Origin of the sequence: Streptomyces virginiae, from assembly GCF_000720455.1 — a bacterium.
GTDB classification, from domain to species: Bacteria; Actinomycetota; Actinomycetes; order Streptomycetales; family Streptomycetaceae; genus Streptomyces; species Streptomyces virginiae.
Map to the genome: position 1 here is coordinate 233,619 of NZ_JOAK01000003.1, position 24,893 is coordinate 258,511.

General features: G+C 73.3%; 20 protein-coding genes and 1 pseudogene. 8 read left to right on the forward strand and 13 right to left on the reverse strand.

The window, feature by feature from the left end; translation table 11 throughout:
• Positions 1-16 precede the first annotated feature (16 nt).
• The 10 genes and pseudogenes from IG86_RS0106390 to IG86_RS0106440 all read right to left on the reverse strand — a co-directional run bounded on the left by IG86_RS0106390 (position 17) and on the right by IG86_RS0106440 (position 10,163).
• Positions 17-2,692 (reverse strand): cation-translocating P-type ATPase, encoded by a 2,676-nt coding sequence (locus IG86_RS0106390; protein ID WP_030895399.1) that lies wholly within the window; start codon positions 2,690-2,692, stop codon positions 17-19.
• Positions 2,685-3,281, reverse strand: a complete 597-nt coding sequence (locus IG86_RS45680) for an Rv1733c family protein (RefSeq protein WP_051784998.1) — start codon at positions 3,279-3,281, stop codon at positions 2,685-2,687. The genes IG86_RS0106390 and IG86_RS45680 overlap by 8 nt, the downstream gene beginning before the upstream one ends.
• A gap of 42 nt (positions 3,282-3,323) precedes the next feature.
• On the reverse strand, positions 3,324-3,824 hold the full coding sequence (locus IG86_RS0106400) for a flavodoxin domain-containing protein (RefSeq protein WP_030895405.1): 501 nt from the start codon (positions 3,822-3,824) through the stop codon (positions 3,324-3,326).
• 36 nt (positions 3,825-3,860) lie between these two features.
• A pseudogene (locus IG86_RS40850) lies at positions 3,861-4,492 on the reverse strand (putative PEP-binding protein).
• On the reverse strand, positions 4,396-4,629 hold the full coding sequence (locus IG86_RS45000; RefSeq protein ID WP_030895414.1) for a putative PEP-binding protein: 234 nt from the start codon (positions 4,627-4,629) through the stop codon (positions 4,396-4,398). Before IG86_RS45000 ends, IG86_RS40850 begins: the two are co-directional and overlap by 97 nt.
• Before the next feature lie 80 nt (positions 4,630-4,709).
• Positions 4,710-5,159 (reverse strand): universal stress protein, encoded by a 450-nt coding sequence (locus tag IG86_RS0106420; protein WP_030895417.1) that lies wholly within the window; start codon positions 5,157-5,159, stop codon positions 4,710-4,712.
• 84 nt (positions 5,160-5,243) lie between these two features.
• Positions 5,244-7,643, reverse strand: a complete 2,400-nt coding sequence (locus IG86_RS0106425) for a glycoside hydrolase family 65 protein (RefSeq protein WP_030895421.1) — start codon at positions 7,641-7,643, stop codon at positions 5,244-5,246.
• The gene (locus IG86_RS0106430) at positions 7,640-8,398 is read right to left on the reverse strand and encodes an HAD family hydrolase (protein WP_030895424.1); all 759 of its coding nucleotides are present in this window, start codon (positions 8,396-8,398) and stop codon (positions 7,640-7,642) included. The genes IG86_RS0106425 and IG86_RS0106430 overlap by 4 nt, the downstream gene beginning before the upstream one ends.
• A complete protein-coding gene (locus IG86_RS0106435; RefSeq protein WP_030895427.1) occupies positions 8,395-9,090 on the reverse strand; it encodes a helix-turn-helix domain-containing protein in 696 nt (231 codons plus the stop codon). The genes IG86_RS0106430 and IG86_RS0106435 overlap by 4 nt, the downstream gene beginning before the upstream one ends.
• Complete coding sequence (locus IG86_RS0106440; protein WP_030895429.1) at positions 9,087-10,163, reverse strand: zinc-dependent alcohol dehydrogenase family protein; 1,077 nt, start codon at positions 10,161-10,163, stop codon at positions 9,087-9,089. The genes IG86_RS0106435 and IG86_RS0106440 overlap by 4 nt, the downstream gene beginning before the upstream one ends.
• 176 nt (positions 10,164-10,339) lie before the next feature.
• On the opposite strand from IG86_RS0106440, the gene IG86_RS44155 reads away from it, so the two are divergent.
• From IG86_RS44155 to IG86_RS0106455, 4 genes are all read left to right on the forward strand, one after another.
• Complete coding sequence (locus IG86_RS44155) at positions 10,340-10,846, forward strand: MBL fold metallo-hydrolase (protein WP_244305793.1); 507 nt, start codon at positions 10,340-10,342, stop codon at positions 10,844-10,846.
• The gene (locus IG86_RS0106445; RefSeq protein WP_030818429.1) at positions 10,843-11,505 is read left to right on the forward strand and encodes a CBS domain-containing protein; all 663 of its coding nucleotides are present in this window, start codon (positions 10,843-10,845) and stop codon (positions 11,503-11,505) included. The genes IG86_RS44155 and IG86_RS0106445 overlap by 4 nt, the downstream gene beginning before the upstream one ends.
• Before the next feature lie 463 nt (positions 11,506-11,968).
• On the forward strand, positions 11,969-12,985 hold the full coding sequence (locus tag IG86_RS0106450; RefSeq protein WP_030895434.1) for a terpene synthase family protein: 1,017 nt from the start codon (positions 11,969-11,971) through the stop codon (positions 12,983-12,985).
• A gap of 10 nt (positions 12,986-12,995) precedes the next feature.
• Positions 12,996-13,733, forward strand: a complete 738-nt coding sequence (locus IG86_RS0106455; protein WP_030818425.1) for a VOC family protein — start codon at positions 12,996-12,998, stop codon at positions 13,731-13,733.
• On the opposite strand, the gene IG86_RS0106460 is transcribed toward IG86_RS0106455, so the two are convergent.
• Positions 13,720-14,670, reverse strand: a complete 951-nt coding sequence (locus IG86_RS0106460) for an ADP-ribosylglycohydrolase family protein (protein ID WP_030895437.1) — start codon at positions 14,668-14,670, stop codon at positions 13,720-13,722. The two genes, IG86_RS0106455 and IG86_RS0106460, sit on opposite strands and share 14 nt — an antisense overlap.
• A gap of 88 nt (positions 14,671-14,758) precedes the next feature.
• Positions 14,759-15,466: a scabin-related ADP-ribosyltransferase gene (locus tag IG86_RS0106465; RefSeq protein WP_030818421.1), complete on the reverse strand. Its 708-nt coding sequence runs from the start codon at positions 15,464-15,466 to the stop codon at positions 14,759-14,761.
• Between the two features lie 294 nt (positions 15,467-15,760).
• Here IG86_RS0106465 and IG86_RS0106470 point away from each other — a divergent pair, with 294 nt between their 5' ends.
• Complete coding sequence (locus tag IG86_RS0106470; protein ID WP_030895439.1) at positions 15,761-16,705, forward strand: nitrilase-related carbon-nitrogen hydrolase; 945 nt, start codon at positions 15,761-15,763, stop codon at positions 16,703-16,705.
• A 24-nt stretch (positions 16,706-16,729) separates the two neighbouring features.
• On the opposite strand, the gene IG86_RS0106475 is transcribed toward IG86_RS0106470, so the two are convergent.
• Positions 16,730-17,449: an ABC transporter ATP-binding protein gene (locus IG86_RS0106475; protein WP_030818417.1), complete on the reverse strand. Its 720-nt coding sequence runs from the start codon at positions 17,447-17,449 to the stop codon at positions 16,730-16,732.
• Positions 17,450-17,687: 238 nt separating this feature from the next.
• On the opposite strand from IG86_RS0106475, the gene IG86_RS0106480 reads away from it, so the two are divergent.
• Genes IG86_RS0106480 through IG86_RS0106490 form a run of 3 tightly spaced genes read left to right on the forward strand, consistent with a single transcriptional unit; the run spans position 17,688 to position 24,771 of the window.
• Positions 17,688-20,963: an ABC transporter permease gene (locus IG86_RS0106480; protein ID WP_051784999.1), complete on the forward strand. Its 3,276-nt coding sequence runs from the start codon at positions 17,688-17,690 to the stop codon at positions 20,961-20,963.
• Positions 20,960-23,818 carry a hypothetical protein gene (locus IG86_RS0106485; protein WP_030895443.1) on the forward strand — a complete coding sequence of 953 codons (2,859 nt, stop codon included), beginning with the start codon at positions 20,960-20,962 and terminating at the stop codon, positions 23,816-23,818. Before IG86_RS0106480 ends, IG86_RS0106485 begins: the two co-directional genes overlap by 4 nt.
• Positions 23,815-24,771, forward strand: coding sequence for an ABC transporter ATP-binding protein (locus IG86_RS0106490; protein ID WP_030895446.1), 957 nt, complete (start codon positions 23,815-23,817; stop codon positions 24,769-24,771). Before IG86_RS0106485 ends, IG86_RS0106490 begins: the two co-directional genes overlap by 4 nt.
• Positions 24,772-24,893 lie beyond the last annotated feature (122 nt).

Here is a 24,893-nt window from a genome sequence, read left to right on the forward strand (position 1 = left end):
TGTGCCTCCGGTCGGTTCAGGAGCAGCGGTGGTGTCGGCGTCGGGCCCAGCGCCGGATCTCGTCGCTTCCCCAGACCAGCGGGGGGAAGGCCGAGATGAGCAGGACGACGTCCAGCGGGAGTGCGGCGGTCCCGAAGAGGTTCTGGAGCGGTGGCGCGTACACGAGTGCCGCGGTGAAGGCGAGTTCGAATGCGATTCCGGCGAGCAGCAGCGGGTTGGTGAAGAACCCGATGTCGCGCAGGGCCGCGTGATCGGTTCGTGCGGCGATGGCCGTGCCGACCTGACAGGTGACGATGCCCGCGAAGGTGGCGGTGGTCGCGGTGAGGTAGGCGTGGTGCAGGGGGCTTCCGGGTTCGGTGGGGTCGCCGGGGTGCCAGCCCGCACGCCACAGGACGTAGAAGAAGCCGGTCATGACGAGGACGGCGGAGACGGTGCCGAGCCAGCCCCAGCTGCGTACGAGCATGTCCTTGTTGATCACGCTCTGGGAACCGGGCCGGGGCGGTCGGGACATGATCCCCGGCTCGGCGCGCTCACGGCCGAGGGCGAGGGCCGGCAGGGTCTCGGTCCCCAGGTCGACGGCGAGGATCTGCAGCACGGTCAGCGGCAGCGGTACGGCCCCTGCGGAGAGGGCGAACACGAGGAAGGGCACGACCTCGGGGGTGAGGTGGGCGAAGATGTAGACGATGAACTTCCGGACGTTGTCGTAGACGCGGCGGCCGGACTCGATCGCCGTGACGATGGTCGCGAAGTTGTCGTCGGTCAGGACCATGGTCGACGCCTCGCGGGCGACGTCGGTGCCGGACAGCCCCATGGCCACGCCGATGTGGGCCCGGTGCAGGGCCGGGGCGTCGTTCACTCCGTCGCCGGTCATGGCCACGATCCGGCCGTGCGCCCGTAGGGCGTCGGCCACCTTCAGCTTGGTCTCGGGCGAGGAGCGGGCGAAGACGATCTCCGTACCGTCCTGGCGGAGGAGGCGGTCGAGCTCGCGGTCGTCGATCGCCTCGGACTGGGCGACCACCTGGAGGTTCGGTGTACCGATGCCGACGGCGCGGGCCACGGCCGCGGCGGTCGCCCCGTTGTCGCCGGTGACGATGTGGACGGTGAGACCCGCCTCGTGGCAGCGTCGGACCGCGGCGGCGACCTCGGGGCGCGGCGGGTCGTACAGGCCGACGAGCCCCAGGAGGTGCAGGTCCCGCTCGGCGTCCTGCCGCCGGGAGGGCGCTGCCCTGGTACCGGGCGGCAGCTCGTGTACCGCGACGGCCAGGACGCGCATCCCGTCCGCCGCCAGGGTGTCGGCAGCGGCCTGGGCCTCGCCGGTCGGCTCTCCTTCGGCCAGCAGCGCCAGGACGGTTTCGGGGGCGCCCTTGACGATCACGCGGAGGGTGCCGTGTTCTCCGCTGTGGATCACCGACATCCGACGTAGACGCGGGTCGAAGCGGAAGCAGGCCAGTCGGTGGGTGTCCCGGCCGGCCAGGTCGAGGGGCGCGGCATGTTGTGAGGTTCCCTCGACCAATGCGATCTCGGTCGGGTCCCCGTGCAGCCGGCCGTCGCTTTCGCGGGTGACGGTGGTGCACTGGGCCGCGGCACGGACCAGTTCGGCGGTCTCCCTACCGGTTGCCGTCTCGCGTGGCGGTGTCCATGTGGAGTGGAGGCGCATCCGGTTGCGGGTGAGTGTGCCGGTCTTGTCGGTGCAGATGACGTTGGTGGAGCCAAGGGTCTCCACGGCGCTCAGCCGCTTGACCACCGCCCCCTGCCGGGCGAGGACACGTACGCCCACGGCGAGGGCGAGGGTGATGGTGGGCAGCAGCCCTTCGGGCACGTTGGCGACGAGCAGGCCGATGGCGAACATCAGCGAGTCGGTCAGCGGCAGGCCGACCGCCACCCCGGTCACGAGGAAAAGGGCCCCCATGCCTACCGCGACCGCTGCGATCAGCCAGGCGACCTTCTTGACCTGCTGCTCCAGCGGGCTCGGCTCACGACGGGTTCGCTGGCTGAGGACCGCGATCCGGCCGAGCTCGGTTCGGTCTCCGGTGGCGAAGACGATCGCCTGTGCCTGGCCCTCGGTGGCGGTGGTGCCGCTGAAGACGAGGTTGGGCTCCTGGAGGAGCGAAAAGCCTTCCAGGCCCGGGCCGGCGAGGCGCTCGACCGGGGTGGACTCGCCCGTGAGCATGGAGAGGTCGGCCTCGATTCCTCCCTCGGTCAGGCGGGCGTCGGCGGGTATCCGGTCGCCTTCGTCCAGGACGATGAGGTCTCCGGGGACCAGGTCCCGGGCCGGTACGTGCTGTGCCTGTCCGTCGCGGATGACCTGGGCATGGGCGGGAAGGTAGCGGGCCAGGGTCTCGACGGCTTTCTCGGCCTGCCGTTCCTGGACGAGGGCGAATCCGGCGTTGACGAGGATGACCGCGACGATCGCCCAGCCGAGCACCGCGATGGCTGCGGTGAAGGCGAGGGCGGCCGCGGCCCACAGCAGCAGGGCCAGCGGGTGGACCAGTTGCCGCAGCAGTTCCCTCAGGACGCTCGTCCGGGCGGTGCGGCGGACCTCGTTCGGGCCGTAGACGGCCAGCCGGCGTGCCGCCTCCCGGCTCGACAGACCCCAAGGGCCGGTGTGCAGCTCGCGGCGGAGCAGGGGTAGGGGTTCCAGAGGATCCGGCGCGGTGTCCGGCGTGAGGTCCGGGGCGGCGGTCTCAGTCATCGCCGGCTCCCGGGCCGGGGCGCGGGCGGCCGGACCAGAGGGGCTCGATGCCGGCCCACTCGGATTCCCAGGCCCGTGCGCTGCGCGCGTCCACCGTACGGAGGCACACGGTGACAAGGGCGCCGCCGACGAGCACGATCCCGGCCACCGCCCCGGCACCGAGGCCCACCGCGTTCACGACGATGTCGGCCCGGTCCGGTGGCACGGCGGCGGGACTGCCGTCGTCGTCGACCCACACGCGGACCGTGTCACCCTGCCGAGTGCCCGCCGGAACGGGGACGGTCGCCTGGTGCGGGCGCTGTGAGGGGAAGTGCCACGTAGCGGTCGCCACGGTTACCGGCCGGCTGCTCGGCTGGTCCCCGGCTCGGTGGGTGGTCTCGCCGATCGTGGTGGCCGGCACAGCGTGCCGATGGCGCGCGACATTCTCGGCACTGCGGTGTCCGTCCGCCCAGGCGGCCCGTCCGAGGGCGAAGCCGACGACGACTGCCAGCAGGCAGGTCAGCGCGAAGGCGGCATGCAGACGGGTTCGGGCGCGGTCGGCATCACGCCTGAGCGGGTTGGCCCCCCTCCCTGTCGTCCGGTCGTCCATTTCGTGCCTCCGTGCTCGTCCGTGCCGGCCCGGGCCGTTCCTTCAGGCGGCGACGAGCTCCGCGCTGATGTGGTGGGCCCACTTCTGGATCCGTTCGGGGTTGCGGAAGTCGCCGCCCTTGCCCTGGCGGGTCAGCACCTTGGCGAGGAAGCCCGGCGTGTGGGCCGTGATGCTGCCGCCGAAGGTCATGTGCTCGCGCGCTCCGACCAGCTGCATTTCCCGGGCGACCGCAGAGACCGGGGGGATGTCGTGTTCCTCGGCGGAGCGGTCGAGCGGGCCGCTGCTGAACATCCACACCGGGCGGTGCCGCAGGGAGTCGGCGTTGCGTTCGGCGCAGTGCTTGGCCTTGCTGCTCCAGTGGCCGGCGTAGAGGGAGCCGCCGAGGACGACGGCGTCGTAGGCGCGGACGTCGTGGACGTCGTCGGCGGGCAGCACGACGGCGTCGAGACCGTCCTCGCGGAGGGTCTTGCCGATCTGTTCGGCGATGCCTGCGGTGGCACCGTGCTTGGTGCCGTAGGCGACCAGGACTCGCTTGGTGCTCATGGCGGACGCTCCTTGGTTGCGTGGCTGATGCCACTGTCACGCGGCCGACGCCGGGTCCGCTTGGGCCGGACGGATCCCTACGGGGACCATTCGGTCCTCCCCGTGGCGGCTCTCCTCGGCGACGGCCACGCGCTGCTTGACGGCGGCGAAGCTGTCGGGGGCGACGGAGATCGAATCGATCGCGGCCCGGACGAGGAAGGCGGCGCAGGCCGGGTCGTCGCCGGGCCGCTGTCCGCAGAGGATCACCGGACGTCCCGGGGTCTGTACCCGTGGGAGGAGCATCCGGATGAGGTCGGTGACGGCCGGGTCGTTCTCGTCGAAGACGTGGGCGAGGGCTTCGGAGTCGCGGTCGACGCCGAGAGCGAGCCGGGTGAGTCGTCGCTGCCGATGGAGAAGCCGTCGAGGCGCTCGGCGAAGTGCTGGGCGAGAAGGATGTCGGAGGGGATCTCAGCCATCACGTAGACCTTGAGGCCGTTCTCGCCGCGTCGCAGTCCTTCTGCCGCCATTACCTCCAGGACCTTGTCGGCCTCTTCCAGGGTGCGGCAGAACGGGATCATGACGATGACGTTGGTCAGGCCCATCTCCTCGCGCACCCGGCGCAGGGCCTGGCATTCGAGGGCAAGCCTCCCCGGTGGCCGTCGCCGTAGTAGCGGCTGGCACCCCGCCATCCGATCACCGGGTTGGCCTCGACCGGTTCGAACGGACGGCCGCCGAGGAGCTTGGCGTACTCCTTGGTCTTGAAGTCGCTGGTGCGGACGACGACGGCGTCGGGCCGGCGGGAGGCGGCGATCCTCGACGCAGCCAAGCCGGAAGGGCTACCGGCGCCGTGTGGACCTGCGCGGCCCCGGTCGAGCGGGGCCGAACGCCAGTCGTGTCAAGGCGGGGCTATTCGACGGCGACGTCCGCCCGGACGATGGTGATCGGGCACGGCGCATGGAGCGCCGCCTGCTGGCTCACCGAACCGAGCAGGGCCCGGCTGAAGCTGCCGCGACCACGGCTGCCCACGACCAGCATGTCCGCACCCGCTGCCGCATCGACCAGGACGTCGACCGGATTGCCGCGTACCAGGCGCTGGTGCACGGAGGAGGCACCGTCCTCACCGAGGACCGTGCGGACCTCCTCGACCAGACGCCGCTCGGCCTCTTCCTCGTCGAACGTGGCGTCGACCGCCGGAGCCGACCACGACGCGGCACCGGGCAGGTCCCACGCCGCGACCGCCTCTACTCGCCCGCCCACGAGCGCTGCGTACCGGACCGCCCAGCGCAGCGCGGCCTGGGACGAGGGCGATCCGTCGACGCCCACCACGATCCGCGGAGCCTCTTGCTGCCTGTCCATTCCGTTCATCCTTCCGACGGCTGATACATCCACAGTGTGCGCATCGCGATCGCCCCGCCACGCGAGGAGGGGGTGGCTGCCGTGTCAACCCTTGGGGAGGCGGAACCACCGCTCCTGGCCTGCGGCAATGCGTTCGTGCCGGTCACCTGGCAGAACCAGGGGCACCGGACCCAGGGGGGACGGAGGGACGCTGATCCCGAGCCGGCCGGGCCGGAACCGGATACGGATGTCCCGGTGCCCCAGACAGGAGATCGAGAACGAGGAAGCGGGCACTTCGGAGAGGGGCACAGGGTCGATGTGCAGGCCGTCGCCGTGGGGTTCGAGTCCGACGATGCCGCGCTCGACGAGGTCGAGGGTGCCGCCCATGGCGCCGAGGTGGATCCCTTCGCCGGTGGTGCCGCCCTGGACGTCGGTGATGTCACTGAGCAGGGCTTCCTGGCAGTAGCGCCAGGCGTCCGAGCCCTGTTCCCGGGCGAGGACCCAGCCGTGGACGAGGCTGCTGAGCGTGGAGCCGTGGCAGGTGCGCCGCAGGTAGTGGTCCACCGTCCTGCGCCAGAGGTCGTCGTCGAGGCGGTGCCCGAGCCGAAGGAACAATTGTGCCAATTCCGTGGGGCGGAAGAGGTAGCCGAGCATGAGGGTGTCGGCCTGCTTGGAAGCCTGGTAGCGGTTGGGGGTGTCGCCCTCGGCTTCCAGGATGCGGTCCAGGCGGCGGATGTCGTGGTAGCGGGCGCGGTAGCCGTCCCAGTCGAGCTCGTCGAGGTCGCCGTAGCCGTGGAACTGGCTGATCACGTCGCGGTGGAACGGCACGTACAGGCGGCGGGAGACGTCCTCCCAGACGGTGAGGTCGTCGGGGCCGATGCCGAGTCGCGTGAGGAGCTCGGCCCGTCGGGCGGCAGGGAGTTCCCCGTACAGGTCGAGGGCGCGGGCCAGCACCCACGCGGCGGTCACGTTGGTGTAGGCGTTGTCGTCTATGCCGGGAGCGGCGGCGTCCGGATAGGCATCGTGGTACTCGTCCGGTCCGACGACGCCGCGGATCCGATAGCGGCCGAGTCCGGTGTCCCAGACTGCCGCTCCGGCCCAGAAGTGGGCGATGTGCAGGAGGAGTTCGGCGCCCGGGCCGTGCATGAAACCGGCGTCACCGGTGGTGTGCCCGTACTGCCACACGTTCCAGGCGATGGCCGATCCCACGTGGTGCTGGAGGTGGGAGTGGTCGGGCAGCCAGCGGCCGGAGCGCGGATTGAGGTGCAGCCGCTGCGTCTCCTCGAATCCGGAACTGCCGCTCTGCCAGGGGAACATCGCTCCCTTTGCCCCGACCCGTCGGGCGGCCTCCAGGGCTGCGGGGAGTCGTCGGTGCCGGTACATCAAAAGGGCGCGAGCGGTCTCGGGGAGGTGGAGGGCGAGGTAGGGCAGGACGAACAGCTCGTCCCAGAAGATGTGCCCCCGGTACGCCTCGCCGTGAAGGCCGCGGGCGGGGACGCCGGCGTCGAGCTCCGTGGTGTGGGGCGAGAGGGTCTGCAGCACGTGGAAGGCGTGCAGCCGCAGAACCTTGCCCGTCTCTCCGGGCACTTTCAACTCGCCTTCGCTCCAGAGGCGTTGCCAGGACGCGTGGTGGGAGGCCAGCAGGGAGGGGAAGTCCGGGGCGTGCGTGGCGCAGTCGATGCTCCGCCGCAGCGGATCGGCCGGGGGACGGTCGCGTGAGGTGCACAGGGCGGCTGTTTTCACAACGACGGCCGGGGCGGCCCGGCTGATCGGCAGGATGAGTGTCTGCGTGGCGGTAGTGGCTGTGCACGCCCGGCCCACTGGTGGGAGAGGATGCGCTGATGTCCTGACTGCGAGCCCGATCCTCACCCGGGAGGTGCTCGTGGTGCAGGAGATCCAGGCGGTGCCCTCCGCCTCCACTCCAGCACGGTGCTCGACGAGGTGCCGCCCGGCGAGGGCGCGGTAGCGGTCGACGCCCGCATTGGTGACGTCGCCGTCGAGCACGGACTCGATCTCGATCCTGCCGCTCCAGCCGAAGGCTCTGAACACCGTTTTCTGCGCGGCCAGGTTCGGGTCGCCCATGTGGACGAGGCGGGTGTGGGTGACGCTCAGGCGGCGGCCTTCGGCGTCGTGGAAGAGCATGCGGCGGGTGAGCGTTCCGGCGTGCAGGTCCAGCAGGACGTGGCTGTGGCGCAGAGCGGGGTGGTCGGGTGTGAGCCAGTCGCCGGGCGGTGCACCCTCGGGCAGGCAGCGGTATCGCAGGGCGGTCCAGTCCGGCAGCCGGACCATGTCCTCGTTGGAGACCGTGCGTCCGCCGACGGTGGAGGCGAGCCGGTTGTAGCAGCCGGCGAGGTAGGTCCCCGGGTAGTGGATGTCGTCGGCGACGCTTTCGGGCGCTGAACCGCGGGTGGCGAAGCGGCCGTTGCCGAGGGTGCACAGGGATTCGACCAGCCGCTCGGTTTTGGGGTCGTAACGCTGGTACTCCCAGAGCCAGGCCGTGGTCACGGACGGCTGCCTTGGAGTACGGCGGGCAGCCCGCCGAGGTCGGGGAGGACGAGATCGGCGCCGTGCGTACCCAGTGCGTCCGTCATGTGCGGGTCGCCTTCGCGGTTGAGCCCCACCACCAATCGGAAACCGCCCCGGTGTCCCGCCTCGACGCCGGCGAGCGCGTCCTCCACCACGGCCGTGTGTGCGGGGGGCACGCCGAGACGGTCGGCAGCTTCGAGGAAGAGGGCAGGGTCGGGTTTGCCCGGGAGTGCGAGTGCGGCCGCGTCCTGGCCGTCCACCAGGGCGTCGAAGGAGCCGATGAGGTCTGCGGATTCCAGGAGGGAGCGGGCGTGCCGGGAGGCCGAGACGGCTGCGCACCGGATCGCCCGCTGTCGCAGTTCCTGGAGTGCGGGCCGCACGTCCTGGAAGGTGCGGACGCCGTCGGTCCGCAGCATCGAGGAGAAGACCTCCTCCTTGCGGGCGGCGACCGCGTGGACGGTCGCGCACCCGGGCGGATCCTCGGGTGTCCCGGGCGGGAGGCCGATGTCGCGGGCGGCGAGGAAGGCGCGCACCCCGTCGAGGCGGGAGCGGCCGTCGACCAGGTCCCGGTACTCGCGGACGGCGTCGAACGGGCGCGGTCGTGCACCGGCGTGCGATGGCTGCCATTCGGGGAGGCAGTGGTCGAAGGTCTCCTTCCAGGCGGCCGCGTGGCGGTCCGCCGTGGCCAGGAGCACTCCGTCGGTGTCGAAGACGACCGCGCGCAGTTCGTTCATGAGTCGTGCACCACGCGACGGCCGGTGATCCGAGCCGGGGTGAGCTTCATCCAGTGGCCGCGCGGGCCGCCGGCCCAGGGCTGGGAGTGGGCCGTGGTGTTGAGGTGGTGGATCTCGTCCGGGTCTGTGACGGCTGCCAGTTCACCTACCGCCAGCACGCTCCAACCGGTGGCGGTCACGTCGTCGATGTTGTCGATCTCGAAGGCGACCTCGGTTCCGGCGGCTCTGGCAGTGACGGCTTCCGCGGAGGTGCGGAAGGCGATGTCGGGGCCTGCGACCAGGTAGTTGACGGGGAGGACGGCCGGGCCCTCGGGCGTGAAGACGGCGATGCGGCCCACGCCGTGCGTGTTCAGCAGCCGCCTGCATTCGGTCTCGTCCAGCGGTACGAGCGCGCTGTCGCGCCGGGCGGTGGACCGGCCGGCGACGCGGCCGGCACTGGCCCCGGTCAGGTCGTCGACGGTGACGCCGAGGGCGTCGGCCACCCGGACGAGGGTGCCGATGGCGGGACTGGCGGCGTGCTCCTCCAGGTAGGAGATGTACGTGCCGTCGGCGCCGCACCGCCGGCCCAGTTCGTCGCGGCTCAGGCCGAGGGCCTCACGGCGGGCCGCCAGGCGGCGGCCCAGGTCGGTGCGTCCGGTCATCTCGCCGGACTGCTGGGGACGGGTGCTCGGCATGCCCTTCACGACACTCACTGCTCCTGGGGCGGTACGGCGACGGTGTCGTGCTGGGGTCCGCCGAGCACGACCTTGAGGGCGCCGGTCTCGCCGGCGTTGGAGAAGACGTCGTACGCCTCTTCCATCTGGTCCAGCTCGAAGCGGTGGGTGACCATCGCGGCCCCGGGCAGGCGGCCCGCGGCCATCATGCGCAGGAGCATGGGGGTGGAATGGGTGTCGACGAGGCCGGTGGTGATGGTGACGTCCTTGATCCACAGGTCTTCGAGATGGAGGACGGCGGGCTTTCCGTGGACACCGATGTTGGCGACCCGGCCGCCCGGGCGGACCATGCGGGTGCACATCTCGAACGCCTCGGGCACGCCGACGGCCTCGATGACCACGTCAGCGCCGAGCCCGTCGGTGAGGTCCTCCACCAGCCGCTCGGGCTCCTCGTCCGCGCTCGCGGTGGCATCGGCGCCGAGGTCGCGCGCGGCAGTGAGCCGGGAGGCGGCGAGGTCGACGGCGATGATCCGTCCGGGGCTGTAGAGCTGTGCGGTCGCGATGGCGGCCAGGCCGATGGGTCCGGCACCGACCACGACGACCGTGTCGCCCGGGCGCACGTTCCCGTTGAGCACGCCGACCTCGTAGGAGGTCGGGAAGATGTCGGCGAGCAGTACGGCGTCGTGGCCGGCCAGGGCGCTGGGCAGGGGGTGGACGGAGAGGTCGGCGAAGGGGACGCGTACGTATTCGGCCTGGGTGCCGTCGATGGTGTGGCCCAGGACCCAGCCGCCGCCTCCGCGGCACTGGCCGTAGCGCCCTTCACGGCAGAAGCGGCAGCGGCCGCACGCGGAGATGCAGGAGATCAGGACACGGTCACCGGGGCGGACGCTGCGGACGTCGCCGCCGGTCTCGACGACCGTCCCTACGGCCTCGTGGCCGAGTATCCGTCCGGGTGTCACTTCGGGGACGTCGCCCTTGATGATGTGCAGGTCGGTGCCGCAGATGGTGACGGCGTCGACCCGGACGATCGCGTCGGCGGCGTCCTTGACGGAGGGGTCCGGGACGTCCTGCCAGGAGGTCTGCCCGGGCCCGTGGAAGACGAGTGCCTTCATGGCGGGGCCTTCTCTCTGTGTGCTGTGCGGGAGGGGTCACCGCCAGGCTGTGCCCCTGCCTCTCCGTCCCGCTTGGGCCGGTCGGCCCCTACCCGGGACCGGTCGGTCCCCGGCGGACAGGGCGTTGCGGTGCGACGGTGGAGACCGGCATCCGTTCCGAAAGGAGGGCTGCTGCCATGTCCCAGTCAGCCCCGTCCCCTGCTTCCGCCCGCCCGGCGCTGCTGAGGTTCCTCGGCGGAGTGCGGACGGTCACCGGCAGCAAGTTCTTGGTCGAGAGCGACCACGCCCGGATCCTCGTCGACTGCGGACTCTTCCAGGGTGTCGCGGACCTACGGCGTCGCAACTGGGACAAGGTGCCCTGCGACGCCGCGGACGTTCAGGCCGTCCTCGTCACGCACGCCCACCTGGACCACTGCGGCTATCCGCCGCGCCTGGTCCGGCAGTCCGCTGACCGGGGCCGGACGGCCCCCGCAGTGTGCCCGCGCGGCCCTCCCGGACACGGTGGCCCACCGAGGAGGGTGGAAACGAAGGGTCGGAGGCACTCCATGAGCACCCTGCACACGGGTCTCGAAGCGATGCGCCCGAATCCGGCCGGTCCGTCTCACCGCCGTGGCCGGCGTCATCGCCGAGGGCTCGGCTCCGCCCGCACCCGGCTCCTACGCACGCTGAGGACCCCGCCATGACCTCCACCCCTTACACCGTCGCCGACGTGATGACCACCAAGGTCATCGCCGTCACCCCCTCGACCGGCTTCAAGGACATCGCCACCGCGATGGAGCGGTGGAAGGTGACCGCCCTACCCGTCATCGAGGGTGAGGGCCACGTGGTCGGTGTGGTCTCCGAGGCCGATCTCCTGCCCAAGGAGGAGTTCCACGAGCACCGCCCCGGCCTGATCGAGCAGATGCGCCGCCTGGGCGACACCGCCAAGGCCGGCTCCACCAGGGCCGAGAACATGATGACCACCCCGGCCGTCACGATCCGCCCCGATGCCACCCTGCCCCAGGCCGCGCGCCTCATGGCCGACCGGCACATCAAGCGCCTCCCGGTCGTCGACGCCGACGGCACCCTCAAGGGCATCGTCAGCCGCGCCGACCTCCTCAAGGTCTTCCTCCGCACCGACGAAGAACTCGCCACCGAGATCCGCCGCACCGTCGTCGACCGCCTCTTCCCCGTCTCCCACGAAGCGGTCGACGTCAGCGTGGCCCAAGGGATCGCCACGCTGACGGGAACGGTCCGGGACGGCAACTTGATCCCCCTGGCCGAACGCCTCACCCGCTCCGTCGAAGGCGTCGTCGACGTTCACTGCCGGCTCGAACATCCAGCCGACGCCGACAGTTCCTGACACCCTGCCCGGGAGTCCGGACGGCAGGACACACATTCGCCCACCAGCGGTCCGGCCCGCCTGGGCGCCGTGGGCGTCGTACGCCCCGCTCCTCGCCCGGGGCCCGCTCCCGGCGATCCTCACCATCGCCCACCGCCGACGCCGCCGAGCGGAGACGCACCGGCCGCCGCTCGGTCCGGAGCCGAACAGCGGGCCCGACCGGCCCGCCGTCGCGGCCGCCGGAAGCGGGGGAGCCGGTGCGGAGCTCATCCGCCTCAGCCGGCCCTGTCAACGCCTTCGCCGCCTGGTTGCGGCATTGACCCGAGCCGACGACCATGCGCTGCACCCCGCAGGTCTCGCCGCGCCCGGGCGGATGCTCCGTACCCCTGGCCAAACACGCTCTCGTGCGTTGTCCTGTGTCGACTGGCCATCCCGGTCGCGTACTTGCCGTGGGCGCGATCCGAGTCGACTTCACGGAGGACCCGTGCCGCAGGATGTGGAGTTCCACCTGCCCTTCCCCGTCTCCTGCAGTCCGGACCTGGAGGGTGTGCGGCGGCGGAATCTGGCGTGGGTGCGGCGCGTGGGGCTGGTCGGGGAGGGCCGCGCCCTGGAGTGGTACGCGTCGTGGGACATGCCGCGGCTGGCCGCGCTGGGTTTTCCCTACGCCCGGGGCGGGATGCTCGATCTGTGTGCGGACGCGATGGCGTTCTTCTTCGTGTTCGACGACCAGTTCGACGGGGTTCTGGGGTGGGCTCCCGCCCGGGCGGCGACCGCCTGTCAGCGGATGATCGACATCGTCCACGGCGCGCTTCCCGGTCCGGACGCCGACCCCTGCTCGGTGGCGTTCGCCGACGTCTGGGCGCGCAGCACCGACGGCGCACATCCGGGGTGGGTGGCGCGGGTGGCACACGAGTGGGAGTACTACTTCGCGGCCCAGGCCCACGAAGCGGTGGGCCGCCTCCGCGGCGTCCCGGCCGACATGGAGACCTACCTGCAGGTCCGGCGGGGGATCGCCGGGACCGACCTGCCGCTCTCCCTCGGTGAACGGGCCGCCGGGATCACCGTCCCCGCGGCCGTCTTCCACGGCCCGCAGCTGCGGATCATGCGGCAGGCCGCCATCGACGTCACGCTGATGTGCAACGACGTCTACTCCCTGGAGAAGGAGGAAGCGCGCGGTGACATGGACAACCTCGTCCTGGTCGTCGAACACGCCCGCCGTTGCACCCGCGAGGAGGCGATCGCCGAAGCCCGCGGGGAAGTCCGGTGGCGCGTCACGCGGTTCCAGGAGCTCGCGCTCCAAGTTCCCGGGCTGTGCGCATTGTTGGGGCTGAGCGCCCGGGAGACGGCCGACGTGGAGCGGTACGCGGAGATCATGCGTGCGTGGATGAGCGGCTACCACGCCTGGCAGACCCGGACCGACCGCTACACCCGCGCGCCCCACGTCCTGCCCTCCACCGGGCCCGGCCACTTCGACCGGGTGCTGGGCGCCGATACGATCTAGGATCTGCGGCATGGCGACAAGACTTGTGCAGATCAACATGAAGGCCCAGGACGACTCCGCGCTCGGGCGGTTCTGGGCGGAGGCGCTCGGCTGGGGCGTCGACAGCGAGGGACCCGGCGTGACCAACCTCGAACCCGTGGGCTTCTCCTACCCCGATCCCGTGGCCGTCTGCATCGACATCGTCGCCCGCCCGGAACCCAAGACGGTGAAGAACCGGGTGCACCTCGACCTGGCCACCACCTCGACCGCCCATCAGGCGGAACTGGTGGCGCGCTTGAAGGACCTCGGCGCGACCCTCGCCGACGTTGGCCAGGGCGACGTCCCCTGGACGGTCATGGCCGACCCGGAGGGCAACGAGTTCTGCGTCCTGGAACCCCGCCCGGTCTACCGGGACACCGGGCCGGTCGCCGCGGTGGTGGTCGACTGCGCCGACCCGCGGGAGATGGCCCGGTTCTGGGGCCGGGCCACGGACTGGACCGTGCACGAGGTCACCGACGGCCAGGCGACCATGCGGTCCGCCCAGGGCGTCGGCCCCTACCTGGAGTTCGTCCGTACTCCCGACGCCAAGAGCGTGTGGAACCGCGTCCACCTCGACGTCCGGCCCTACCCCGGTGACGTCCTCGAAGCGGAGGCGGACCGACTGCGCGCCCTGGGTGCCACCGACCCCGGTATCGACCAGTCGGCCATCTCCTGGACGGTTCTGGCCGACCCGGAGGGCAACGAGTTCTGCCTGCTCACCCCCGCCTGATCCCGGGCGACGCCCCGGCCGCGGTCCCGGCTCGGCCGGGCGGCGGCAGCGGTTCCCGGGCCGCGTGCCAGGCGGGCGGGAGGGCCGTGACGCCCGTGCGGGCGGCGATCACCCCGCCCGCGATGGCGCAGGTGGTGTCGATGTCGCCGCGTCCGGCGACGGTGGACCACAGGCCCTCGTGCAGGTCGTCGAGGTGTCCCGCCGCGCACCAGAGGGCGTAGGGGACGGTGTCGGGCCCGGACATGCGGTAGCCGGAGCCCAGGACCTCCGCGGCGTGCCGGACCGAGGCGCGGGCCGACATCCGGGCCGCGACCCGTACTCCCGACCGCACGTCGCTGTCGGGAAGTCGTGCGGCGACCGCTCGGAGGAAGTCCGGGCGGGCCGGCGCGGGCCCGCCCCGGCTGCGCGTGGCCAGCGCCGCGGCGACGGCGACCGCCACCGCCCCGGCCACCGCCTCCGGGTGGTGGTGCGAGACCGCGCTCTGCGCGGCGGCCCCCTCGGCGACGGCGTCGAGGTCGGCGGCGTGCCAGGCGCCGAGCGGAGCGACCCGCATGGCCGCGCCGTTGCCCCAGGAGCCCTGGCCGCCGAACTGCCCGGCCACCACCTCCCGCCAGGGCTCGCCCGCGCCGATCCGGCGCAGGACGTCGTGCATCGAGGCTCCGTAGCCGCGGTGCGTGTCGTCGGCGTAGGCCTCGGCGAGGCGCAGGGCGAGACGGTCCTGGTCGATCGTGCCGTCGCCCTCGGCGAGTTCCCGTACGAGGACGAGGGCCTGCGCGGTGTCGTCGCTCCAGCGCCACAGCGGCTCCGGGGGCACGGTCCGCGCCTCCAGGGCCGCCGGTCCTTCACGGCGCAGGATGCCGAACCAGCGGTCGCCGAAGGCATCACCGAAGGCGAGCCCGGACAGCGAATCCAGTGCGGCGGCAGGGATGTTGATCATCGGAGCAGTATCGCAAGGCGGCACCGCCCCGGCACTCCGATTTCGGCACTCCGATGTCGGCGGGGCCGTGTGACGGTACCGCTTTCGTTCAGTGTGCGAGAGCGGCGGCCGGGGCGGTCCGGTAGGGGGCGAAGTCGGCGTTGTCCTTGCAGCCGAGCTGCTCCCAGGTCTTGTCGTTGGTGACCGGGTCGGTGCCCGTCAGCCGGTACTTGCAGGCGCCCTTGATGAAGTTGCCCTGCACGCCGCCGGGGAAGTCGATCTCCTTGTTCCACAAGTACGGCGACTGGTAGTTGTTCACGCGGGCCGTGGCGTTGACGTCGATGCCGCCGGGCGCGTAGATCTCGTACACCCAGCCGGTCTTCTCCGCACCGTAGGTCGCGAACCGCTTGGCCACCGACTGGTCGCAGCTGGTGCTGAGGTGGGCGCTGAGCTGGCCGCCTCCCTTGACGATGTACTCGGCGAGGGGGATGAGCTGGTCGCCGCGCGGGGTGAAACCGGTCCGGAAGATCTCCTCGACGTTCTCCCTCGTGTCGCCGCGCCACAGGGTGTTGACGTCCTCGCGCCACTGCCAGCGCTCGTCGGAGGCGGTGGCGGCGACCGTGGGGGCGATGCGCGCGACGGTCGTGGTGCGCCACCAGTCCGCGGCCCGGTACTCGACGACCGGCCCACAGGGCGCGGTCGTGTCGTCGTCCGCCGCGGCCGGCGCCGCCGTGGCGGCCGGGGTGACGACGACGGAGAGGAGGAAGGTGGCGGCGAGGACCCGCAGAGCGGCCTTCAGCATGATATGACGACCCATCAGTCGAGGTGTCGGGGGAGGAAAGGGCACCCCGTTTATAGGGGTGCCGCCCGACTGCCGGGCCGCGAGCCGCAGGACGGACCACCCGTGCGGGGGGATCAGTCGTACTGGGAAAAGGATTCACCGGCCGGGGGCCCCGGGCCGGGGCGGGCTCCGCCTCTGCCGCAGGGTGCGCCCCCTTGACCGGGCGTTCGGCGTGCTGCATCCTGACTGAAAATTCAGTCAGGAGCGGAGCGATCGGTGTGCCGCACCGGGCTGTCCGACGTTCCCGTCAGCCGAAGGTGGACCCCGCCCGTGACCTCGTACGCACTGCTCACCTCCTACGACTCGCCCCTCGGCTCCCCGGGCCGCACCCGGCCGGCCGAGCGTGAACCGCTGCGCGTCGGGCTCGTCCAGATGCGCTGGTACGCCGACCCTGCCGAGCATGACGACCGGCTGCGCGAGGGGGTCGCGCTGGCCGCCGCGCAGGGCGCGCAGGTGGTGTGCCTGCCCGAGCTGACCCGCAGCCCGTACTTCTGCAACACCGACGACCCGATGGCCGACGGCGCCGAGCGCCGGCTGGAGGACGTCGAGACCGGCCCCACCGTCGGACTGGCCGCCGAACTGGCCACCGGCCTGGGCATCGCCGTGCACGCGTCGCTGTACGAGCGGGCCGGCGACGGCGGGCTCGGCTACAACACCGCCGTGTGCGTGGACGCCGACGGCCGTCTCGTCGCCCGGACCCGCAAGAACCACATCCCGGCCTTCCCCGGCTACCGCGAGGACCTGTGCTTCCGCCCCGGCGACAGCGGATTCCCCGTCGTCGCCCACGACGGCGCCCGTTTCGGCTTCCCCACCTGCTGGGACGAGTGGTTCCCCGAACTCGCCCGCGCCTACTCCCTCGCCGGCGCGGAGATACTCGTCCATCCCACCGCGATCGGCTCCGAGGTGGACCTGCCGGACTTCGACACCCGGCCCATGTGGGAGCACGCCATCAGCGCCAACGGCCTGGCCAACGCCCTCTTCATGATCGTGCCCAACCGCGTCGGCACCGAGGGCCGCTCCACCTTCTACGGCTCCTCGTTCATCTCCGACCCCTACGGCCGGGTCATGCTCCGCGCCCCGCGCGACACCCCCGCCGTCCTCGTCGCCGACCTCGACCTCGACCAGCGCCGCGACTGGCTCGACTTCGGCCTCATGGCCACCCGCCGCCCCGAGCTCTACGGCGCCCTCACCGAACGGCCCGGCCGCCGCCTCTAGAGGCGCCGAGGCCGGCGCGGCCGGTCACGCCTCCGCGGCGGTCGTGGCGGGCTCGACGATGCGGCCGTCGCGCAGTTCCACGACCCGGTCGGCGAGTTCGATCAGGTTGGGGTCGTGGGTGGCGACCAGGATGGTGACCGACTCGCTGCGCACCACCGCGCGCAGCAGCTCCATGATCGACCGGCCCGTCTCCGAGTCGAGCTGCCCCGTCGGCTCGTCCGCGATGATCAGGTCGGGGTCGTTGGCCAGCGCGCGGGCCACCGCCACCCGCTGCTGCTGACCGCCGGAGAGCTCGCCGGGGCGCTGCTCGGCGTGGTCCGCGAGGCCGACCAGGGCGAGCAGCGTGCGGGCGCGCTCCTCCCGCTCCCGGGCGGGGACGCGGCGCAGCCGCATCGGTACGCCGACGTTCTCGGCGGCGGTGAGGACGGGTATCAGCCCGAAGGACTGGAAGACGAAGCCGATGCGGTCGCGGCGCAGGGCGAGCAGGTCCGGCTCGGCCAAGGTCGCCAGGTCGGTGCCGTCGACGCTGATCCGGCCTCCGGTCGGGGTGTCGAGGCCTCCGACGAGGTTCAGCAGGGTGGTCTTGCCGGAGCCGGACCGGCCCTTGAGGGCGGTCAGTTCGCCCCGGCGGACCTCGAAGGAGACGCCGCGCAGGGCGTGTACGGCCTGCGCCCCGCTGCCGAAGCTGTGCCGCACGTCGTCCACGACCACGATCGGTGTGCCGTCGGCCTGCCGCGCCACCATGGTCGTAGCGGTGGACGTTTCCTGATGGTCCGTCATCGCCTCTGCCCCCCGTTGGGTCGTCCGAGCGGAGCGTCCAGCTCCACGTCTCGCGGCCCGCTCACGCTGCCGCTGCAGCTTTCTGATCGCATTTGCGCATCTGCCGCACCAATCACGCAAGCCCCTTCCGTACATGGCTCGAATCTGACAGCATCGTCCGCTATCCGGTACCCAGGGTCCGGATGGGGGAGGAACTCAACACGTGCTCGGCTTCGTCGTGCGCCGGCTGCGCGGGCGTTGGCCGCTCGCCGTCGCCGTGCTGCTCACCGTACTGATCACCGCGACCGCTCTGACCGCGCTGACGGCGTTCACCCGTGGCGTGGGCGAGGAGGGACTGCGGCGCGCCCTGACCGGCCCGGAACAGCCCCGGACCAGCGTCGTGATCACCAGCGGCCATCCCGCCACCGAACGCGCCAAGGACGACGAGTCCGTCCGGGCCTTCGCGGACCGGGTCTTCGGGCGGCTTCCCGTCGCCACCGAGAGCGTGGCCCGCAGCCGCTCCTACGGACTCCCCGGCGCCGCGGCCTCCGGCCAGGACGCCGACCTGACCCTGCTCGCCGCCCTCGGCCGGGAACACGTACGGCTGATCGCCGGCCAGTGGCCCGGGCCGGTCGCCGCCCCCACCACCGGGCCCGGCGCCGCCGCCCCGGCGCCGACACAGGTCGCCGTGCCGCGCGCCGCGCTCGCCCGGCTCGGCCTCGCAGAGTCCGCACTGCCCGCACCGGTCCGGCTCGACGACCGGTTCGGCGGGCCCCAGCTGACCGTGCTCGTCACCGGCGTGTACCGGGCGGCCGATCCGGACGCCGGCTACTGGCGGCTCGACCCGCTGGGCGGCCGCGAAGTCCAGTCCAGCACCCTGGCCACCTACGGTCCGCTGCTCGTGGACGACAGCGCCTTCACCACCGGCGGCCTCCTGCAGAACTACCGCCTCACCCTCCTCACCCCGGACCTGCGCACCATCCGCACGCCCGAGGCCGAAACCGTCCGCACCGCGACCGGCCCCGCCGCGGCCGACCTCGAACACACCACCTCCCTGCGGGCCGCCACCGATCTGCCGAAGGTGCTCGCCGAGCTGGACTCCGGCATGCGCGTCGCCCGCTCGACCCTGATGATGGGCGCCCTCCAGCTCACCGTCCTCGCCGCCGCCGCACTGCTGCTCGTCTCCCACATCGTGACGGCACGCCAGGAGCCGGAGCGCGTCCTGCTCACCGCGCGCGGCGCATCCCGCAGGCGGCTCGGCGCCCTGAGCGCGGCCGAGTCCCTGCTGCTGGCCCTGCCCGCCGCCGTCCTCGCACCCCTGCTGACCCCGCCCCTGCTGCGCCTGTTCAGCCGGCTCGGACCGCTCGAACGGGTCCACCTGGAAATCCCGGACACCTGGCTGGTCTGGCCCGTCGCGGCCGCCTGCGCCCTGGCCTGCGTCCTGCTGACGACCCTGCCCTCCGTCCTGCGCGGCGCCTCGGCCGCCGTGCTGCGCCGCGTGGGCAGCCGGCAGGCGATGGTGACCGGCGCCGCCCGATCCGGCCTGGACCTGGCCGTGGTGGCCCTCGCCGTCCTCGGCTACCAGCAGCTGTCGCACTACGGGGGTACGGACGCCCCGCCGCCCGCCACCGGCTCCGGCGGCGGACTCGGCGTGGACCCCGTCCTCGTCGCCGCCCCCGCCCTCGCCCTGTGCGGAGGCACACTGCTCGTCCTGCGCCTGCTGCCGTTCGCGGCCCGCGCCGGGGGACGGCTGGCCGCACGCGGCCGGAGCCTGGCCCCGGCCCTGTTCGGCTGGCAGCTCGCCCGACGCCCCGGCCGGGCCACCGGGCCCGTGCTGCTCCTCGTACTCGCCGTCTCCAGCGGGATCCTGGCCCTCGGCCAGGACTCCGCCTGGTCCGCGTCCCAGCGCGACCAGGCCGACTTCGCGACCGCCGGAGGCCTGCGGATCTCCGCGAGCAGCATGACCGCGATGGGCCAGGGCGGACGCTACGGGGCACTGCCCGGCGGCGACCGCCTCAACCCGGTGGCCCGCCGGGAGCAGCAACTGCCCGGCGGGGCCGTCGCCGACGTCCTCGCACTGGACGCCGCCGGAGCGGGCGACCAGGTGCCGCTCCGCGCCGACCTGCGCGGCGGCCGCGACATGCGCGAACTGTTCGCCCCGCTCGCCGACACCGGCGAGCGGGCCCCCGGTGTCGCACTGCCCGGCTCCCCCCGCCGGATCGACCTCGACGTGACGGTGCGGTCCACCGGTACGGGCTGGGCGGCCGTGAGCGTGCTGCTGCGCGACCGGTTCGGGACGGTCCACGGCACGCAGTCCGTGACCCTCCCCGCCGGCGGCGACGCCACCCTCGCCTTCCCCCTGGACACCCTGACCGGCGCCCCGGTCGGTTCGGCGGCGGCGCCGCTGACCCTGGCGGGCATACGCCTGTCCTACGCCGGGGACGGCGGCCCCCCGGGCGACGGCAGCGAGCTGACCCTGCGCCGGATCGGCGCATCCGACACCGTGGACGGCGCCGCGGTGGCCGTACCCGCAACCGACCCGGCCGGCCCGGGCGGCTGGCGCCCCTCGCCCCCGCAGGAGCAGCGCATCCAGCGGGCCCCCGAAGCCTCCCCGGCCCCGGCCGGCTCCACGCGGCTGCGCTACTGGGGCGGGTTCGGCACCGAGCGGGGCGTCACCACCGTGCTGTTCCCGGCGCCCGCCGCGCCGGCCGCCGCCGCGGTCCCGGCGGTCGCCACCACCGGCTACCTGAGCAGCGTGGGCGCCTCCGTCGGAGACACCGTCCCGGTCCCGATCGACGGAGCGACCGTCCCCATGCGGGTCACCGCCGCCGTGGACGCCCTCCCCGTCGCCGGGGGCACGGCCATCGCCGCCGACCTGCGCGCCCTCGGCCGCTTCCTCGTGGAGTCCTCCGGGCGGCAGCCTCCCGCGCCCACCGAGTGGTGGCTGCCCGCCACTTCGGCCGCCGACCCCGTCCCGGCCCGCGCGGCCGCCGAACTGCGCGCGGGCGTCAGGACCGAGCGCGTCCAGCTCCGCGAGGAGATCACCGGCCGCCTGCTGGACGACCCGCTGAGCGCCGGCCCGCAGAGCGCGCTGGCCGCTCTCGCCGTGGCCTGCGCGGTCCTGGCCGCCATCGGCTTCGCGACCTCCACGGCCGCCGAACGAAGGGTGCGGGGACGGGAGTTCTCCGTCCTGCTCGCGCTCGGCACACCGCGCCGGTCACTGGCCCTGGCGGCCGCCGCCGAGGGCGGGGTGCTGATCGTCATCGGCACCGCCGTCGGCACCGGGCTCGGCGTCGCCCTCGTCCATCTGATGGCGCCCCTGGTCGTGCTCACCCCCTCGGCCGGCCGGCCGTTCCCGCCCGTACAGGTGGACATGTCGTCCTGGCAGATCCTGCTGACGGCCACCGCCATCGCCGCCGTACCCCTGCTGTCGGCCGTCTTCAGCGGCCCCCGGGGCCGCGACATCGCCGCCCGGCTGCGCCCCGTGGAGGACATGTGACCACCCCGCCGCCGTCCGCCACCCCGCCGCCGGCTGCCACCCCGCGGCCGCCCGCCGCGCCCGCGTCCGGGCCGCGGCCCGCGCCGTGGGTCCGGACCCGGCTGCGCGCCGCTCCGCTCGGCACCCTGCTCGCCGCCGCGCTCGCGTTCGTCGCCGTCCTCCTCGCCGCCGCACTCCCCAGGGCCCAGGACCGGGGCGCCGACCAGGCCCTGCGGTCCTTCCTGGACCACAGCGGGTCCACCCGCACCAGCCTCCAGGTGACCGCGCCGGCACCGGCGTCCGGCCAGAGCGCCCAGGCCCTGGACCGGACGCTGGAGAGCCTCCTCGCCCGTACCGGGAACACCTTCCACGTCGACGTCGACACGGTCGTCCACGGCACGCGGACCACCAAGCGGCAGCCCCTGCTGAATCCGGAACTGTCCCGCCCGCACCGCCTCCCGCCCGAGATGTCCCTGCTGTACGTCCAGCAGGCGCAGGACCACGTGAAGCTGGTGGAGGGGCACTGGCCGAGCGACGCCCCCCGGACCGCCGGAGGCACCGCGTACGACCCGCCGCTCCAGGTCGCCCTGTCGCGGCAGGCCGCCGAAACCATCGGCGCCCGCGTCGGGTCCGTCCTCGGCAGCGCCCCCCTGCTCGACGGCACGCCGTCCGTGGAGGTCGTGGGCGTCTTCTCCGTCCCGGACGAGACCGACGACTTCTGGGTGAACATGGACTGCCTCCCGCGCGCCTGCAAGAAGGCGGTCGGGGAGAGCTACCTGTGGGAGGCCGACGCCTTCATCGGGGCCGGCGACCTCGACCGGATGGACCTCTGGGGCCACAACGCCGAGGACTTCTGGCGCCTCCCGGTGGAGGTCGGCCGGCTGCGCGCCGACCGGCTCGACGCCACCAAGGAGGAGATCGCCTCCTACGTGGCCGGCCCCACCGCCGCCGCCATCTCCTTCGACACCCGTCGCGAGCGGATACGGACCACCTCGTGGCTGCCCGAACTCTTCGAGCAGGCCCACGACCGCAGACAGGCGGCGGCGCCGCTCGCACTGATCGGCCCCGCCGGGGTCGGCGGGGTCGCCTTCGTCGTCCTCTGCCTCGCCGGCGCGCTCGCAGCGGACCGTCGGGACGCCGAACTGCGCCTGATGCTGGCCCGCGGCGGCTCGCGCTCCGCCATCGTCGGCCGGCTCCTCGGGGAAGGCGCCGTCACGGTCCTCCCGGCCGCCGCGGCCGCCACCGCGCTCGCCGTACTCCTGCTGCCCACGCCACGGCTCGCCCCCGCGCTCGTCTCGGCCGCGACCGTCGCACTGCTCGCGCTGCTGGCCTTCCCCGTACGGGCGGCCGTGCTGCTGACCCCGCCCCGTCCGGCCGGGCGCTGGCGGCGGCCCGTGGCCGAGCTGCTCGTCCTCACCGCCACGGCCGCCGCCGTACTGGAGGTCCGCCGCCGCGGGGTCGCCCCGGCCGGCAGCGACCCGGACCCGCTGCTCGTCGCGTCCCCGCTGCTGCTCGCACTGTGCGGGGCGCTGCTGCTGGCCCGCGTGCAGCCGGTGGTGACCGGGTGGTTCGCCCGGGCGGCCGGCCGCCGCTCCGGACTCGTCGGCTTCCTCGGGCTGGCCCGGGCCGCGCGGGGCTCCGGCGTCCGGGCCACCGGCCGCTCGGGCCCCTCCGTCCTGCCGATGGTCGCCCTGCTCCTCGCCATCACCACCGGAGGGTTCGGGGCCGCCGTCCTGCAGTCCGTGGAAGCGAACCGGCTCGGTGTCGCCCGGCTGACCGTCGGGGGCGACGCCGCGATCTCCGCCTTCGGCAAGGCGGAGCTCCCGGAGGGCCTCGCGAAGGCCGCGGGCGAACTGCCGGGCGTACGGACGTCCGTACCGCTGTGGATCGACCACGACTCCGCCCTCGTGGGCACCGTCCAGCGCTCCAGCCAGGTCAACCTGATCGTCGTCGAGGCGGCAGCGTACGCGGAACTGTCCCGCGTCCTCGGCTGCGGACCCTTCGACCCCGCCCTGCTCGCCACGCCCGGCGGGGAGCCCGCGGACGCCCCGGTGCCCGCGCTGTTCAGCTCCGGACTGGCGCGGCTGGGCGGCTCGGGCACCTTCACGCTCCAGCCCGGCAACGGCGGCGAGGTGCGGGTCCGCGGCGCCGCCGTCATCGACTGCACTCCGGCGGTTCCGGCCGGGGACGCCGCGACCGTCGTCCTGCCCGTGAGCCGCGCGGCGGCCCTCATCAGCGGCGCCGACCGGCCCAACCGATGGTTCGGCCTCGGGTCCGTCGACGGCGACCGGCTGCGCGCGCTGGTCCGCTCCGCCCTCCCGGCGGCGTCCGCTTCGGAGGCCCCCTCGCCCGCGGCCCCGGCTCCCGGCACGCAGCCGGCCGACGAGGTGTATCCCGTGCGCACCAGCGCCGACGCCGTCGCCGAGCTGGGCTCCGATCCCCTCCAGCGGTCCGCGGAACGCCTCTTCTGGGCCTCCGTGGCCGGAGCGGCCGGCTTCGCGCTGCTGGCCGTACTGCTCACGCTGATGCGGAGCGTCCCCGAACGCGCGGCGCTGCTGGCCCGGCTGCGCACGATGGGCCTGCGCCGCCGGCAGGGCGTCGCGCTGATCCTCGCCGAGACCCTGCCGCAGACCTTGGCGGCGGCGCTGGGCGGGGCCCTGGTCGCGGCCGCCGCGGTGGCGCTGCTGGGTCCGGCGCTGGACCTGTCCACCCTGGTCGGCGCGAGCGTGCCGACCGGCGTACGGCTCACGGCGGGCCCCGTACTGACCCAGGCCCTGGGCCTGGCCGCCCTGGTCGCCGCGGCCGTGCTCGTCGAGGCGGCGACATCCGGGCGACGGCAGATCACCACCGAGTTGAGAGCGGGAGACCAGCGTTGAACAGCGACCAGCCGACGTACGAGGAGCTGCGCCGGCGGGCGACGGCCGCCGCGGAGCCCCGCACCCGGGCGGCGGACACCGCGATCGCCTGCGACCGCCTCGTCCGGATCTTCAGCACCGACGGCATCGAGGTGCAGGCCCTCCAGGGGCTGGAGCTGACGGTCGAGCAGGGCGACCTGGTGGCCCTCGTGGGTGCCTCGGGCAGCGGCAAGTCCACCCTCCTGAACATCCTGGCGGGACTGGACGTCCCGACGGCGGGCAGCGCGGCGGTCGCCGGCTACGACCTGCTGGAACTGATGGCGCGGGACCGGCTGCGCTACCGGCGCGAAGCGGTCGGCTTCGTCTTCCAGCAGACGGCCCGCAACCTGCTGCCGTTCCTGACGGCCGCCCAGAACGTGGCCCTGCCGATGCAGTTGAAGGGCGGCGGCTCGCGGCGCGGCGCGGGCGCGCGCCGCTCGGCCCGGGTGGCGGAGATCCTGGACGCCCTCGGGATCGGCGACCTGGCGCACCGGCACCCGGCGGAACTGTCCGGCGGGCAGCAGCAGCGGGTCGCGATCGCGGTGGCGATGGCCAACGACCCCAAGGTGCTGCTGGCCGACGAACCCACCGGCGAACTCGACTCGGAGACGGCCGCCGCCGTCTTCGAGGCCTTCCGCACGGTCAACAAGGAACTCGGCGTGACGGTGGTCATCGTGACGCACGACCCCATGGTGGCGGGCGAGGTCCGCCGGACGGTCGCCATCCGCGACGGCCGCACCAGCAGCGAGGTGCTGCGCCGCCTGGTCACCGACGAGCACGGCGAGGAATCGATCAGCGAACGCGAGTACGTCGTCCTCGACCGCTCGGGACGCGTCCAGCTCCCCGCGAAGTTCCTGGAGGCCCTGGGCATGGAGCACCGCGTGGCCGTCGACCTGGCACCGGACCACATCGAACTGCGCCCCGACCGGGTCTGAGGGGTGTCCTGCGGATCAGGGTCGGACACACCCGGAAGGCCGCGGGGCGTGCGGCACGAGCACTCCCTCGGGTGTCAGCCCCTTGGCCCACAGCAACCTGACAGGTCGTCACCCGACACCCT

Bases quoted from the DNA above. Each gene is read 5' to 3' on its own strand.
- IG86_RS0106390 (WP_030895399.1), bottom strand. From the start codon at position 2,692: ATGACTGAGACCGCCGCCCCGGACCTCACGCCGGACACCGCGCCGGAT.
- IG86_RS45680 (WP_051784998.1), bottom strand. From the start codon at position 3,281: ATGGACGACCGGACGACAGGGAGGGGGGCCAACCCGCTCAGGCGTGAT.
- IG86_RS0106400 (WP_030895405.1), bottom strand. From the start codon at position 3,824: ATGAGCACCAAGCGAGTCCTGGTCGCCTACGGCACCAAGCACGGTGCC.
- IG86_RS0106420 (WP_030895417.1), bottom strand. From the start codon at position 5,159: ATGGACAGGCAGCAAGAGGCTCCGCGGATCGTGGTGGGCGTCGACGGA.
- IG86_RS0106430 (WP_030895424.1), bottom strand. From the start codon at position 8,398: ATGAACGAACTGCGCGCGGTCGTCTTCGACACCGACGGAGTGCTCCTG.
- IG86_RS0106440 (WP_030895429.1), bottom strand. From the start codon at position 10,163: ATGAAGGCACTCGTCTTCCACGGGCCCGGGCAGACCTCCTGGCAGGAC.
- IG86_RS44155 (WP_244305793.1), top strand. From the start codon at position 10,340: ATGTCCCAGTCAGCCCCGTCCCCTGCTTCCGCCCGCCCGGCGCTGCTG.
- IG86_RS0106445 (WP_030818429.1), top strand. From the start codon at position 10,843: ATGACCTCCACCCCTTACACCGTCGCCGACGTGATGACCACCAAGGTC.
- IG86_RS0106455 (WP_030818425.1), top strand. From the start codon at position 12,996: ATGGCGACAAGACTTGTGCAGATCAACATGAAGGCCCAGGACGACTCC.
- IG86_RS0106460 (WP_030895437.1), bottom strand. From the start codon at position 14,670: ATGATCAACATCCCTGCCGCCGCACTGGATTCGCTGTCCGGGCTCGCC.
- IG86_RS0106465 (WP_030818421.1), bottom strand. From the start codon at position 15,466: ATGGGTCGTCATATCATGCTGAAGGCCGCTCTGCGGGTCCTCGCCGCC.
- IG86_RS0106475 (WP_030818417.1), bottom strand. From the start codon at position 17,449: ATGGTGGCGCGGCAGGCCGACGGCACACCGATCGTGGTCGTGGACGAC.